This window comes from Roseofilum halophilum BLCC-M91 (assembly GCF_030068445.1).
Classification (GTDB): Bacteria; Cyanobacteriota; Cyanobacteriia; order Cyanobacteriales; family Desertifilaceae; genus Roseofilum; species Roseofilum halophilum.
The window spans coordinates 17,165-31,011 of sequence record NZ_JAQPOK010000070.1; the positions used below are offsets into that span (position 1 = coordinate 17,165).

Sequence of the window (13,847 nt, forward strand, 5' to 3'; positions counted from 1 at the left end):
AGCAAAATTTTTAATATAGTCTTCTGTGGTCTCGTCAAGACTAATAAAAACTGCTTTGCGAGCAATTCGATAAATTTCCTTCAAAGCGGCTTCAATATCTTCAACAAATAATAAGGAGCTTAAGGAAAGGTTTCATCATATTTCTGTGCAAACTTATCGTAAAACTGTTCGGCTGAAATTTTATTAGACATTGTTTTTTAGTTGGATTACTGATATGGGTAGTTTGGGGGGTAGGTTGGGGGCTGGCGGGTTGCACCTCCAACCTACTGCTGTGACTGTTATCTCGATCTAACCGAGTTGATTGCCTCGTTTGTACTGGAGATAAGCAGCTACAAACAAACCAGCGAGGGTAATGGGAATTAAGCCGAGTACGATACCAGAAACTAGGGGTTCTACCATGGGTTTAGGTTCTCCTTTTGAATGAGTGTGATGATAACAGTGTGTTTTCTATCCTATCGCTTCAGGAGCAGGTAATAAAGCTCTCCGTTGGAGTTGGTTAACCCAGCCCGATCGCCTGCTTCGCGTCCTGTGCCCATAAATACATCCACCCGTCCCGCTCCTTTAATGGCGCTTCCGGTATCTTGATCGAGGACAAACCGACTCACTAGAGTGGGTTCTAGCTGTCCGAGTGCATTGGGTTCGGGAAGGGGAGCTTGAATGAGAGCTAGAGCGCCTGGAGGCATAATTGATTTATCGGTGGCAATGGAGCGTCCCGCAGTGACGGGAACGCTTAAATTGCCAGTCGCGGGTTGTCCCTGGGTTTCCTTAAAAAAGATAAAACTTTGATTGCGAGGTAAATACTCGTTCATCTGTTCGGGGAACTGGTGGAAATAGTCGATCAGTTTGGGTAAGGTTAAGGATTCTAGGGAAAAGATGCCTGCGTTGACCAGTTCTTTGCCAATGCTGGTATAGGGATGATCGGTTTTCCCCCCATAGCCAACGGTCATCACTTGGCCATTGGGCAGTTGGATCTGGGCGGAACCTTGGACATGGACGAGAAAGGCTTCTAGGCGATCTCTAAGCCAAACGATTTCGGTTCCTCTCAGGGGACTTTGCCACCCTAGTCCATCTTCCCCTTCCAGTTCCTCACGGGTGGGATGGGGTTTGTCCCAGTCCTGGAAGTCTGCGGGACGAGCATAGAGGGGATAGCGGTATTGGGCGGTTCGGGTGCGACTTCCGGCGTAGGTGGGTTCAAAATAGCCGGTAAATCCGACGGTTCCTTGGCCATCGTTTCCCACGGACTGATACCAGGTAAATTCGCGCTGTACGGCTCTTTGGAGTTCGGTAGCGCTGCGGGAAGATACTAGGAGCTGGCGAAAGCGAATTAATGACCGACGGACGCGATCGCGGGTAATGTCTGGATGGTTTAATTCTGTATAGTCTTCGATCGCCTTGGGGGTTCGCAAATATTGCAAACTATAATCAATGGCCCTTAAGAGCGATCGTTTATCTCCAGAAGGCCCAAACAGGCGATCGTCCCAACCCAGATCTCCCTCCCCTCTCTGGGTGACTTCTAGGGCATCACCCGCAGGGGAGGGTAAGGGAGTCTGCCCCCAAACTGGAGGCATCCAACTGAGTCCAACCATTAAAATCAGGGAGGTGAGGAGGGGTTTCATAGGGCGTGCTAATCATCCATAGGAGTTCGATCAATACTGCTGGTATACACAGGTTCTACCCGGATCGCTAGGATGCTGACTGGACGAACGACCATATATTCCCCTTCTGCGGTTTTCATGGGTACGCTCACAAAGTCATCGCTGTCTTTTTTGTGTACCACTTCAGCCGCATACCACTTCTGAAAGTCTTTAATCGTCGGAAAGCGTACTACTTCTCGGTGTCCACCATTCATGAGTAAATGGACGGCATATTCATCTGGAGTTCTAGGCATGATTGTCGGATTTTAAAATAACTCACCAGACACTATTATGAGACGCGATCGCACCAAATTGACGATTTGGTAATCGGTAATCGGTAATGGGTAATGGGTCGTCTTCAACTACAATACGCCTTTAGAACTGGGAATGCTACTGGCTCGACGGGGATCGATTTCTAGAGCCATTCTCATGGAACGGGCAAAAGCTTTGAAGGTAGCTTCAATAATATGATGGGAGTTCAGGCCATCGAGTTGACGGATATGGAGGGTCATCTGGGAATGGTTGACCACGGCAACGAAGAACTCGCGCACCAGTTGGGTGTCATAGGTTCCCACCCGTTCTGTGGGGATAGATAGACCGTAGCTCAGATGGGGCCGTCCGGAGAAGTCGAGGGCCACTTGAACTAGCGCTTCATCTAGGGGGGCAATAAAATGGCCGAAGCGGACGATACCCTTGCGATCGCCTAATGCTTTGGCTAGGGCTTGACCCAGGGTAATGCCCACATCCTCATTGGTATGATGGTCATCAATTTCCCAATCTCCCTGTGCTTCTACTTCTAGGTCAATTAGTCCATGGGACGAAATTTGATGCAGCATATGGTCTAGAAAGGGAATGCCAGTTTTGGCGCTACATTTACCCTGACCCTCTAAATTTAACGATACCGTAACATCGGTTTCCCCGGTGACTCGATGAACTAAAGCCGTGCGAGAAAGCTCTACGGCATTTATGCGATCGCTCATTTCTATCTTTCTCTATACAATTCTTTAAGATTTCTAGGTTCATGATACATTGACATCCTCCCACCGCTAATTGCTGTCGCAATATAGCGGGGGATTCCCAGCCTCGCGGCTAAGATTTCCTGCTTCTTCCACACGGCTTACATTAAGACTGTCTCCAATCTTAAAGCAGTGGCCGTCATGTCCACAGGCTTGCACTCCGTGTGTCCCACGGTACTCCAGTCCTAACTCCAAAATGTTTAGTGCCGCGTTATGGTCGCGATCTAATCTGCACCCACACCGGCAAGCATGAGTTCTCTGGCTAAGAGTTTTTTTGACGACTGAACCACAAGAACTGCATTTCTGCGAAGTATAGTGGGGCGGAACTGCTACTGTGACCACGCCAAACACTCTGCCAAAATACTCAATCCATTGCCGAAACTGATACCAAGCAGCATCAGAAATGGATTTAGCTAAACAATGATGTTTTACCAAATTGGACACTTTCAAATCCTCATACGCCACCACGTCTGCCGACATGACCACGCACCGAGCCAGTTTCACAGCCCAGTCTTTGCGTTGGCGTTGGACTTTTAGGTGTCTGCGACCCAGACGATTCCTTGCCTTAGCTCTATTTTTAGAGCCTTTTTGTTTCTTGGATAATCGTCTCTGTTCCCTTTTTAGTCGTTTCTCGGACTGTCTTAGGTATTGGGGATAATCGACTGGGTTGCCATCGGAATCAGTGTAGAAATGGGAGATTCCTACATCTAAGCCCACTGTATGATTAGCCGGTTTCTTGTTGTTGATCCGTTCTCGATCAACAACAAACTGACAGTAGTAGCCATCGGCACGACGGACAATTCTAACTCTCTTGATTTGGGAAAGTTGATAGAAATTCAGATCGCGACCGCCGCGCATCTTGAAGGTTCCCGCCTTAAAACCATCGGTGAACATGATTTCATCTCTGGTTTCAGATAACTTATAACCAGTGGTCTTGTATTCTACGGATAAACGGGTTTGGTATCGCTTGTACTTGGGATACCCTTTTTTACCAGACTTCCCAGACTTACAATTATCGTAGAATCGAGCGATCGCCGCCCAAGTTCGTTCCGTCATTGCCTGACGAGCCTGAGAGTTGAGCTTTTTTGCCCAAGGGAACGATTCAGCCAGAGTCTTACAGTAGCGATAAAGGTCATTTCGAGACTTAGCTTGTTTGTCCTCCCAAAGACGCAAGCACTTGTTACGGATAAATAGAGCCGCTCTTAGAACTTCGTCTAAGATGGCAAACTGTTCTTTAGTTCCGTATAACTTAGTCTCGAATACAAGCATTTATCGCCTTAATCTCATGCTAAAATGATAACACATTGATTTTAGATAAGGTTGCCCTGTCGGACTTTTATTGGTTTGGCGACAATTCATCACGTCCCTAACCTTCGGTATAGCGAGAGCCTTCTTGTCGCATCAAGGTAAAGATATAGCATTCAGACCAGAAAATCATCCAATTTTCAACCTAACTGGCGATCGAGCTTAGATCCTCTGAACCGGTAATATGATGACCCATTCTGTTCCTTCGGACACCTTACTCAAACACTCAATGGTTCCCTGATGCTGCTCTGTAATAATTTGATAGCTAATGGAGAGTCCTAACCCTGTTCCTTGACCCACATCTTTGGTCGTAAAAAATGGATCAAATAATCTAGATTTGATAGACTCTTTAATACCGACACCATTATCAATGATGCTGATTTGCACTGAGCGATCGCCGACAGTTCGAGTTATAATGCTGATTTTCCCTATATAGGATTGAAGGTTTTCCGAGGAGCGATCGCGCTCTTCAATGGCATCAATGGCATTCATAATTAAATTCAGAAACACCTGATGTAATTGATCGGGATAACATTCTACCAGGGGTAACTCGCCATATTGTTTTTTAAGCTGAATCTCTCGATGATTTTCATCCCCTTGTAATCGACATTGTAATAACGTCAACGTACTCTCTAATCCCTGATGAATATCCACCGCTTTAATCCCAACCTGATCCATATAAGAAAAGGTACGCAAAGAAGAAACAATCGCTTCAATTCGATTGGCTCCTTGCTTCATTGATTGCAAAATTTTCAGTAGGTCTTCCACTAAAAATTCCAAATCTATCTCTTTGATAGTTTCAGACACCTGTTGCTCAGGATCGGGGTAGTATTTCTGATAAGCTTCAATTACACTCATCAAGTCTTTGATATAACTTTCGGCATAGCCTAAATTTCCATAAATAAAACTAACAGGATTATTAATTTCATGGGCAATTCCGGCAACCAATTGCCCCAAACTCGACATTTTCTCAGTTTGGATGAGTTGGGATTGAGTATGGCGTAATTCAGCTAAGGTTTTCTCAAGCTCTTGGGTTTTCTGTCTTAATTTATATTCAGACTCTCGCAAGTCAAATTCTGCCTGTTTACGAGCCGTTATATTTTCTTGAATCCCTAAAAAATGAGTGATTTTTTTATCCGGGCTGAACATCGGACAAATCGTTGCATAGGCCCAATATAGAGAACCATCTTTGCGTCGGTTATGAAACTCACCCCGCCATTCCTCTCCCGATTGGATCGTTTGCCATAATTCCTGATAATATTGCTGACTCTGCTCTCCCGAATTCAAAATTTTTGGGGTTTTTCCTTGCACTTCTGACAAACTATACCCAGTCATTTGAGTAAACTGGGAGTTCACATATTCAATTCTCCCTCGTAAATCAGTAATCAGAATGCCATTGGCACTTTGTTCTACGGCTTGGGAAAGTTTACGCACTTGCTCTTCTGCCTTTCGACGAGCTGTGACATCTAAACTATACTCAATCATTTGTACCAAGTTGCCTTGAGTATCCAATATAGGATAGGAATGGACTTCTACAATCATGGGATTGCCTTTAGCATCAAAATGAGTATGTTCAACCACAGTCGGTTGTTTGGTGTTTTGCATGATTTCTAACGGACAGGGATGAACGCGATCGAGATCTTGATTACAAGGACTATTCCGTTTATGAGTCAAAGCATAACAGGTGGTATTGTTGTTAACCTCACCCATCTTTTTAGCCGCAGCATTGGCGGTAACGATTTTATGATTGGCTACATCAATGACATAAAAAGGATCGGCTAGGGAGTTGATGACATTATTCAAAAAACGATTTTGTTGCTCAAGTTTGACTTCTGCTTCCCTATGTTTAACTTGTGCATCCGTTAACCATCTCGCAAGGATTAAAACGATCGCCACTAAGAGAAGAAATGGTAGCATTATTTTTTGCCGAATGGGGCGTAGGATTGCCTGAATCTCTTCCGGGGGAACATAGGATACCACTTTCCAATCATACTCGGATGCACCGATCTCTACCTCGCTGGGACTAAAGGCATCTGAAGCACCCGTGCTGGATCTTTGTCCCTCCACTAAGGGATAGATCGTTACAAACGTAAACAAGCCCTGATTTGTATAAAATTGACCTTTGCTATGCTGACTAATCCGTTGCCATTCCTGGGGAAACTGTTCGGCGAAGGTTTGCGGGAGTTCAGTGGGGCGATCTCGATACATAAACCCCCATAACTGCGATGGTGAAGCTCCCGTTAACCAAAATCCTTCCCCATTTAATAACATTAGATTCCCCGGAGCATGGATCGCATCCTTGTTTAACTCTGTTAATAATTGATTTCCCAGATAATTAAGTAACACGATACCTTGTTTTTCTCCCTGCCGATCGAACACCGGCATCCCAAAGCGAATCATGGCTTTTAATGGCTGTTCAATCTTGCCTTTTTCTATGTTCAAATCAAAGGGAGAAACAAAAATTTCTCCAGCAAAAAGTTCCCACGTATCTTGAAAGTAATAACGATTGCCTTTATTTTGCAGTTGCTCTACCGGCACAATCGAGGGCTGGCCTGCATTAAAATCGACCCGAACCTTTTCTAGACCGGTTTTGTCTAAGAAGCGAATTTGATCGTAGAGTTGTTTATGGGTAGAAAAGTGTAAAAATTCATGGGCTAGGTCATTCCTTCGATCGAGGGTTTCTTCCGTGAGATACGTTTGTAGATCGTTGAGTGCAGCTAAAATATTTAAATCGGATACAATTAACTCAAATTCTCTAGAAATTCGATCGGTTTGCCCTTTAAGGCTATGAGTTGCTTGGATTTCTAAGAGGGTTTGTGCTTGCTCGATCTCTTGAGTATAGATAACAGCAGCAACAGTAGCAATGGGGGCGATAAAAATGAAAAAAGTCCTCAGTAATCGCCATGCTTTTTTAGATTGAATCCAAGAGATAATATGAGTCATGGTGTATTGTCCTGCTCCAACTCAATGAGTGATTGAAACTTACAGCACGTTGCACCCCACCACCCCGATCCAATTGCAAAGGATTGAGGAATAGCGAAATCCCCATCTCTTGAATATGCTTATGGCACTTTCTCGATCCGAGATCCAGAGGTTGGGGATAAGCCAGGTTTTAAGTCTTCTGGTAGGCTCGATACGGCTCCCCATTGTCTGACGAGTTGGTTAAGGAAGGCTTCTTGCTCTTCACGAAAGTCTTCGTAGTAGCTACCGCCATTAAACATGGCAAACCAGACGATACCGTTTTGGGCGGTGGGTAAGGCTCCGGCAAGGGTACTGACGACGTAGAGACTGCCGGATTTAACGACGGCAAATTCGGGTAAGGGGCGGGATCTTAAGATGCCTTCGTCTTCTCCGGTAATGGCAACAACATCAGCAACGGTCATTTGATGGGGTTGCAGTAGTTTCTGTATTCCCAGGAATAAACCCACTGCCGCTCGTGGGGACATTTGGTTTTCTTCGCCTAATCCTGACCCATTAATGAGTTTAATTTCGGCGGGGGGTATACTGGCAGCAGTGGCGGCTTTTTGGGAAACAATTCCTGCTCCTCCTACCATATTGGCAAACATTTCTGCCATGGGATTGTTGCTGTATTGGTTCATTTTTTTGAGCAATTCGGCTATGGGGAGGGAGGAATAGCGCAGTAGGGGTTTAATGTTTGTGGGTGCTGTGGTGACGGTTTTGATTAAGCCACTTGCGCTCACTTCTGGTTGGGGGGTGTTGTCGGGTAGGGTTTCGTATTGCAGATAGGCTTGATTGGGCCATAGTTGGACGTTTAAGCCTTGGCGTAATAGAGCGCCGGAGGTTTTGGGGTTGTCTTCATAGTTCATATAAAATGAACCGACGATGACTAAATCTCCGGTTACTTGTTCGATCCCCAGATTGGTGAGGGCATTACCGAGGGCGATCGCATCTTCCCAGACAAAAAATGGGTCGCGATCGCCGATAATCACTAAATCTCCCTCAATGATTCCATTATTCAGGGTTCCGGTATAGCCAATTTGGGTGACAAATTGGTGTTTGGGGCCGAAAGTGTCTAATACGGCTAAGGTGGTGGCGATTTTGGTTAAGGAGGCGGCGGGTAATAGGGTTGTGCCTTGATGATTGGCGAGTAGGGTTTCTCCTGACTGCATCCATACCCCTTGACTGGCTTTAGGATAGCCCTTGTTGGCCATGGTATCGAGGGTTTGCTGTACTTGGGCATTCACCTGGGGATCGGGATTTTCGGGCGCTGCGAGTTGAGTGGTGGGTGGGGCTACCGGAGTGGGAGTCGGTGAGGGACTGGGTGTGGCGACTTCTGGAGTTGTGGGAACATCGGGTTGAGAGACATCGGGGGGGGGTGCTGGGGGAATAAAAGCATCCTCTGATTCACAGCCGATCAGCCCGAAGGCGGCGATCGCCGGTAAAAGGGTTAAAGCACTTGCACGAGTAACGACACGCAATATCATAATGAACACCCTCTCCAATATCCCTTTAAAAGGTTACCATAGAGTGGATACAACTGCCTGGGGATACAACGTCCTGGTTCTTGCTTGAATTGCTCCGAACGGGTTAAGCTTGAACCCATTGAGTTGAATGCCCTGATGACTAAACCTTTTAGCTTACCTCCGGCTGCGATCGGAGCTATTAAAGTTGGAGCGACACTGCTCATGAGTGGGGCGATCGCTCTTGAATCCTATAATCTCAACCATCCGTTTATTGATTTGTCCATGCCGACGGTTCTTACCGGATTGGTAATTTTAGAGCGCCTAGCTGCGATCGTCCATATTGTAGAGGCGATCGTTGCTGCCTATTTTTCCCCCTCCCACCAGCAACCGCCCCTAAAAACAGCTATTTATACCTTTTTTGTCGGCACGGTTGGTTTGTGGGAACTGCTGAAGGGAGAACTTCAGGAGGATCGAGTTTAAATTGACGATTTGACTAAGACAATTTTGCGCACTTTTCCATTATTCGAGAGTCCTAACCGGTCTTTAAACGCATTCAAAAAGATTGTCCAAGCGGCTGGGGACAACAGACTGGGACGGAGCAATGAATAGGCTTGTTTAAGCTTTCCTTCTTTTAAGGCAATGATTCCCCAGTGTAATCTTAAGTAATCTTGAACTTCTGCCAGTTCAGGAATAGGCGATCGCTTATTTCTTTGGAGGACTTTATAAAATTTTTGTTTGAGATAAACTGAAGCATCATCGGCTTGTTCTGGTGGATCTAAAGAAAACTTGAAACCTTGATTTAGGGTTGTAGATTCAGTCAATAAGTACCAAAATTGGGGTTGAGCAAGAATGGGTAATATAAGTTGAGTTCCCACGATAAATTTTCCCTGCTGCCAAGCTAATCGACTGGCTCTAATTTTGGTTTTCGCTTGCAAAAGCTTAAGGGGTTCACGTCCATCGGTCTTTAAAAAAGAAGACTGAATATTATTCACCCGCAGATTCTCAATGGGGGAGTTCGTCAATCTATCAAGATGGCGACGATGGAATTGAGCTTGAACAAACAATTTCCAACCGAAAAAAGACAACATATTGGGAACCACCATTTTTATCGCATCAACTATTTTTTTCTGTTTCAGCGCAGATAATCCCCAATGAATACTGAGATAGGATTCGACTTCTTCCATGTTTGGAATTTCTTGTTGGTGTTTTTCAGTCACTCGTTCATAAATTTGGCTTTTAATTAAAAGGTTCGTTTCTAAGCGTTTAGTCAGGGAAATCTTTTTATTATAAGCACCCGGCCAAACTGTCCGATAGGCTAACCTTTCATTGATAAATAGGGCATCTCCAAATTGGGAAATCTTGACCCAAGAATTAATATCATCACAATTCGCATCTAAGCTGGAATCCCATCCTTGAGATTGGATAAAAGCGTCCCGCTTACAGGCGACTTGAATGGGGGTTCCAAAGGGAACTAATTCAAGTAACATGCCATAGTGAATATCTTCTTGGGGAATATAGAAGATCTTGCCGGGCCCGGATTTTCGGGTAATACTTAATACTTTTTCCTCAAGATCAACTTGGGCAGCTTGACAGGAACAAATGACAGCTTGAGGACGAAGGGCGATCGCCTCCATCATTTCTTCGATACAATTGGGCGCAAGATAATCATCATCATCAACAAACTTAATCCAATCGCCAGATGCGGCTTCGACTCCAGCATTCACTGTAGCTGAATGACCGCTATTGACTGCATTGCGATGATAGATGACTTGCTCTCCTAGACTTTCCACATAGGTTTGGGTGTCGTCTGGAGAGCAATCATCTGCCACAACCACTTCACAGGGTACAGTTTGATTCAAAGCAGAATCGATCGCCCGTTTGAGCAAGGATAGGCGGTTGTACGTGGAAATGACGATGCTAAATTTCATCAGTAGTTCTGGGTTTCAAGGAGAGCAATAAAAGCGATCGCCTGAATAAAACTGAGTTTAATGCTTGGTTTGTACCCCCGATCGACCGATTCCCAGTTGCTGGTTGGATATCCAGCTCCCATGTAATCCATAGGGAATGTGATGTTGCAGATGGAGTCGTGCGGTAGGCCCCCGTTCTAGGTTTTGGGCATCTAAGATAATAATATCAGAGCGATGCTTTTGGCTTTCGTAAACCACAGAAACAATCCAACCCTCATCTTCACCCTCCGATCCCGGTTGAGGAATAAAAACAGGTTCGCTGACAAAACCATGGGGTGCAGCACTCCAAAATTGGGTTTCTCCAGACTGGTTATCCCGCTTTAGAATCCCTTGGAGTGGAGCGCTACCCTGATGATGATGAGCTGCTCCTAAATAGACATAACGGTGGGATTTACCCACCCATTGGGGATGAATCTGGGGAAACTCACAACATCGGGATTCTAAAAGTTGGCGATCGCGCCAGCGATGCGGAGCATTATCGCCTCTTTTATGGTTTAAGTCTAGTCGAAAACGCCATAATTGACTAGGTGCAAGTTGATTAAAGTCTGTGTAACGAAAATCACTACCAGGCTCCACTTCTGGAAAAGACTCATAGCCGATTGAATCTACAACAATTTGGTTTCCTTCTTCAAAGGCGTTGACATGGTGAAACACAAACCCAGAATTAACTTCTATCTTTTTGATGGGTTGATTTCCTTGGCGGGGAATGACCCAAACTTGAGTCGGATTTTGGCGATCGAAGTTAATACATTCCCCAGGGCCGCGCAATCCCAAGAAGAAGGGAAAGGGATTAAAGGAGACTGGATTTTGGAAAAAGACGTAATACTGGGGGGTAATGGCAAAATCATGGATAAAGCAGAATCCGGGAATTTCATGGGTGCTTTGCCGTAGGGGTTGACCGTTGCGGTTGAGTTCCCAGATGGTGAGTTGACTTTTTAAACCGGGTTGAATGGAGAAGTTGACTAAACAGGGGTTAGTGCGATCGCCATACGGGTCGATTTTGGGATGGGCCGAGAAAGCTTGACCGGGTTTTAACAAACCGTCAAGATGGTCTAATGCCAAGGTCTCTAAGGTCTGAGGATCGAGACGGTGGGGTTCGGCTCCTTCCCATAAAGCTAAGAGGCGATCGCCCCAATAAATAATATGGGTATTGGCTAAATTCTTTATCCGCAGATCAAAGAGATTGGCCAGCCATCCCCCCGGTTTTTGTGTTCCGAATACACCGCGATAGAGGGGTTTACCGGCTTTTTGTTCTTCCACATAGCCCTGGGTACGCACAAACCGATTGCGATAGTGGGCCCTACCCCCCCGAAAGGCGATCGCACTCACCATACCATCTCCATCAAAGGGATGGGCGATGGGATAGCCTCCAATATCTAATAATCCGGGGCCGTTGCGTAGCAGGGTTCCGTCTAAGTCTTGGGGAATTTCTCCTTCTATGTCTTCGATCCAATAGTCGTATTCATGGGGTTGAGATTGATATCCTTGGCTCCACTGTTGCAGATCGTAGGATAAGGATGGGGCAGAATTGAGTTGCATAATCCAATTTGAGAAGAAAAATGATACAATAGTTTACAAATCGTATCATTTTGTCCTCTCAACCGATCGCACAACCCTTAAGCGGGAGAGTTTTGCCTGGCTTGTTTGACCATCGCAATTAAGGTTTGGTGAGCGTCTTCAGAGTCCACCAATTGATGATCGAAGGCAATTCGTAAGCACACTGTTTTTCCTTCTACCTGAGCGGTAAGATCCATACCGTCAGGGTCGATCGCCTCCATTTTAGCGCTGCTCGCTGAAGGCATTGCGCCAAAGGTTTGGGCATATAGGGCGATCGCCTCGGCATGATCTTCGTTCATATGCTTACAAATGCGATCGCTCACTTGAGCCGTAATGATATCAGACATCAGATTCCCTCGAGTTTCAATCAATAGGTAATGGGTAATTGGTAATTGGTAATTGGTAATTGGTAATTGGTAATTGGTAATTGGTAATTGGTAATTGGTAATTGGTAATTGGTAATTGGTAATTGGTAGTCAGGTTGCAGAATGGGATCGCGCCTTGCTATAGCTTTGATATCGAACAAGCGGGCAAGATGCCATTTTCCAGTATTTGTAAACACTACAGCGCTTCGCGCGGTAATGGGTAATGGGTAATGGGTAATGGGAAAACCATTTTTTACGCTAGAGTGCCCATTCTTCAGGCTTTTCATGGGACAACACTCTCAAGGAACATTTCGATTACTGTACCTCATAACATCGAAAAACGCTGTATCCTATATAGAGAGTGGATCGGTACTTTTTTCTGGCGATCGATACAAAACGACAAGATTTTTAGCAACAAAAATAAGTAGTTATACGCTCCATAAATAGAATTCTATCATGTTATGGTGATTAGAGGTAGATGTAGAGTATTGTAAATTTATAAAAACTCTTTTCCGAAAAAATCACTCAACAGTTATCATTCAGTTAAGCATCTCTCAATACAACTCAGTTATCTCTGCCTCTGATGTTTTGATAAAGCTTAGAGCTTTCACCACGATGACAACCACAGACTTTAATGTAACCTCAGTATTGGACAAGGATTTAATCGTTAACGGCACGGATGCAGTTAACGATGGAATCGGCTACATGGGTTACGACTTCCCTACCCAGTCCTTTGCTAGTGCCAAAGACCCAACCAATGGCAATGGACTACCCGATAATGGTATCTTTACCGCTAACTCCTATCATCCGCAGATTCAACTGAGCTACAACGACAATGATGATGGTACGAATGGCCGTTTGATTAGCGGCTTTAGCACTACTACACGGACTCAAACTTTCAATTTTAATGTCACCACCGGACAATACGGCTACGTGCATCTAGCCCTCAGTCCCAACGGACACGAGCCGATGGATATCAGCGTCACCTTTAACTATGATGATGGCAGCAGCCAAACCAGCAGCACCACCACCGTTCCTGATTGGCAAGACACGACGACTACTGAATCGGAGAATCTCTATTATCTAGCCAGTGGTCTTGATGTAGGCGCAAATGATGGTAGCTATTTGAACGAAGACAGTGTAGCAATATTTGGAGTCCGGTTTGCCGCAGATGCCACCAAAACCCTCGAAAGTATGACGGTTAGTGCCACAAGTAACGCCAGCTATCCAGAATATGTGGGTTTAGCCTTTTTTGGCGCAACGGGTGAAAGCGTTACTAACGCTGCACCGACTGCGGTAACGCTGAACAATACCACCACCAGTTTACCCGAAGACACCAACACCACCAGCGCCTTGAAAGTGGCAGATATTGCCATTACCGATGATGGAGTGGGAACGAATAACCTGAGTTTAACTGGTGCGGATGCCGGTTCCTTTGAAATTACTGGTTCGGCTCTGTATCTGAAAGCGGGGACTGCTCTTGATTTTGCCACCAAGTCCAGTTATGACGTAACAGTGGAAGTCGATGACACCACAGTGGGGGCGACTCCCGATGCGACAACGGCTTATAGTTTGGGCA

Annotated in this window: 11 protein-coding genes and 2 pseudogenes; 2 read left to right on the forward strand and 11 right to left on the reverse strand. The window is 45.4% G+C overall.

Annotated elements, in window-relative coordinates; translation table 11 throughout:
* Positions 1-288: 288 nt before the first annotated feature.
* The 7 genes from petG to PJF56_RS08630 all read right to left on the reverse strand — a co-directional run bounded on the left by petG (position 289) and on the right by PJF56_RS08630 (position 8,400).
* Positions 289-399, reverse strand: a complete 111-nt coding sequence (petG, locus tag PJF56_RS08600; protein WP_283752269.1) for a cytochrome b6-f complex subunit V — start codon at positions 397-399, stop codon at positions 289-291.
* Between the two features lie 53 nt (positions 400-452).
* Positions 453-1,616: a murein transglycosylase A gene (gene mltA, locus PJF56_RS08605; protein ID WP_283762249.1), complete on the reverse strand. Its 1,164-nt coding sequence runs from the start codon at positions 1,614-1,616 to the stop codon at positions 453-455.
* An 8-nt stretch (positions 1,617-1,624) separates the two neighbouring features.
* Positions 1,625-1,888, reverse strand: coding sequence for a hypothetical protein (locus PJF56_RS08610; RefSeq protein WP_283762250.1), 264 nt, complete (start codon positions 1,886-1,888; stop codon positions 1,625-1,627).
* Between the two features lie 108 nt (positions 1,889-1,996).
* Positions 1,997-2,614, reverse strand: a complete 618-nt coding sequence (hisB, locus tag PJF56_RS08615) for an imidazoleglycerol-phosphate dehydratase HisB (protein ID WP_283762251.1) — start codon at positions 2,612-2,614, stop codon at positions 1,997-1,999.
* 66 nt (positions 2,615-2,680) lie between these two features.
* Positions 2,681-3,919 (reverse strand): RNA-guided endonuclease InsQ/TnpB family protein, encoded by a 1,239-nt coding sequence (locus PJF56_RS08620; RefSeq protein ID WP_283762252.1) that lies wholly within the window; start codon positions 3,917-3,919, stop codon positions 2,681-2,683.
* A gap of 198 nt (positions 3,920-4,117) precedes the next feature.
* Positions 4,118-6,898, reverse strand: coding sequence for a PAS domain S-box protein (locus PJF56_RS08625; protein ID WP_283762253.1), 2,781 nt, complete (start codon positions 6,896-6,898; stop codon positions 4,118-4,120).
* Positions 6,899-7,017: 119 nt separating this feature from the next.
* On the reverse strand, positions 7,018-8,400 hold the full coding sequence (locus PJF56_RS08630) for a D-alanyl-D-alanine carboxypeptidase (RefSeq protein WP_283762254.1): 1,383 nt from the start codon (positions 8,398-8,400) through the stop codon (positions 7,018-7,020).
* A gap of 135 nt (positions 8,401-8,535) precedes the next feature.
* Between PJF56_RS08630 and PJF56_RS08635 the strand changes: the two genes are divergently transcribed.
* Positions 8,536-8,859 carry a hypothetical protein gene (locus PJF56_RS08635; protein WP_283762255.1) on the forward strand — a complete coding sequence of 108 codons (324 nt, stop codon included), beginning with the start codon at positions 8,536-8,538 and terminating at the stop codon, positions 8,857-8,859.
* 554 nt (positions 8,860-9,413) lie between these two features.
* Here PJF56_RS08635 and PJF56_RS22345 read toward each other — a convergent pair.
* From PJF56_RS22345 to PJF56_RS22350, 4 genes and pseudogenes are all read right to left on the reverse strand, one after another.
* Positions 9,414-10,307: pseudogene (locus PJF56_RS22345) on the reverse strand (glycosyltransferase family 2 protein); the annotation flags it as partial.
* 57 nt (positions 10,308-10,364) lie between these two features.
* Positions 10,365-11,885, reverse strand: a complete 1,521-nt coding sequence (locus tag PJF56_RS08645; protein ID WP_283762257.1) for a carotenoid oxygenase family protein — start codon at positions 11,883-11,885, stop codon at positions 10,365-10,367.
* Positions 11,886-11,962: 77 nt separating this feature from the next.
* Positions 11,963-12,250, reverse strand: a complete 288-nt coding sequence (locus PJF56_RS08650) for a DUF2470 domain-containing protein (protein ID WP_283762259.1) — start codon at positions 12,248-12,250, stop codon at positions 11,963-11,965.
* A 16-nt stretch (positions 12,251-12,266) separates the two neighbouring features.
* Complete coding sequence (locus PJF56_RS22350; protein ID WP_430540878.1) at positions 12,267-12,398, reverse strand: hypothetical protein; 132 nt, start codon at positions 12,396-12,398, stop codon at positions 12,267-12,269.
* Between the two features lie 485 nt (positions 12,399-12,883).
* Here PJF56_RS22350 and PJF56_RS08655 point away from each other — a divergent pair.
* Positions 12,884-13,847, forward strand: a pseudogene (locus tag PJF56_RS08655) (hypothetical protein); the annotation flags it as partial.

Coding starts and splice junctions, on each gene's coding strand:
- petG (WP_283752269.1), bottom strand. CDS start 399: ATGGTAGAACCCCTAGTTTCTGGTATCGTACTCGGCTTAATTCCCATT.
- mltA (WP_283762249.1), bottom strand. CDS start 1,616: ATGAAACCCCTCCTCACCTCCCTGATTTTAATGGTTGGACTCAGTTGG.
- hisB (WP_283762251.1), bottom strand. CDS start 2,614: ATGAGCGATCGCATAAATGCCGTAGAGCTTTCTCGCACGGCTTTAGTT.
- PJF56_RS08625 (WP_283762253.1), bottom strand. CDS start 6,898: ATGACTCATATTATCTCTTGGATTCAATCTAAAAAAGCATGGCGATTA.
- PJF56_RS08630 (WP_283762254.1), bottom strand. CDS start 8,400: ATGATATTGCGTGTCGTTACTCGTGCAAGTGCTTTAACCCTTTTACCG.
- PJF56_RS08620 (WP_283762252.1), bottom strand. CDS start 3,919: ATGCTTGTATTCGAGACTAAGTTATACGGAACTAAAGAACAGTTTGCC.
- PJF56_RS08635 (WP_283762255.1), top strand. CDS start 8,536: ATGACTAAACCTTTTAGCTTACCTCCGGCTGCGATCGGAGCTATTAAA.
- PJF56_RS08645 (WP_283762257.1), bottom strand. CDS start 11,885: ATGCAACTCAATTCTGCCCCATCCTTATCCTACGATCTGCAACAGTGG.
- PJF56_RS08650 (WP_283762259.1), bottom strand. CDS start 12,250: ATGTCTGATATCATTACGGCTCAAGTGAGCGATCGCATTTGTAAGCAT.
- PJF56_RS08610 (WP_283762250.1), bottom strand. CDS start 1,888: ATGCCTAGAACTCCAGATGAATATGCCGTCCATTTACTCATGAATGGT.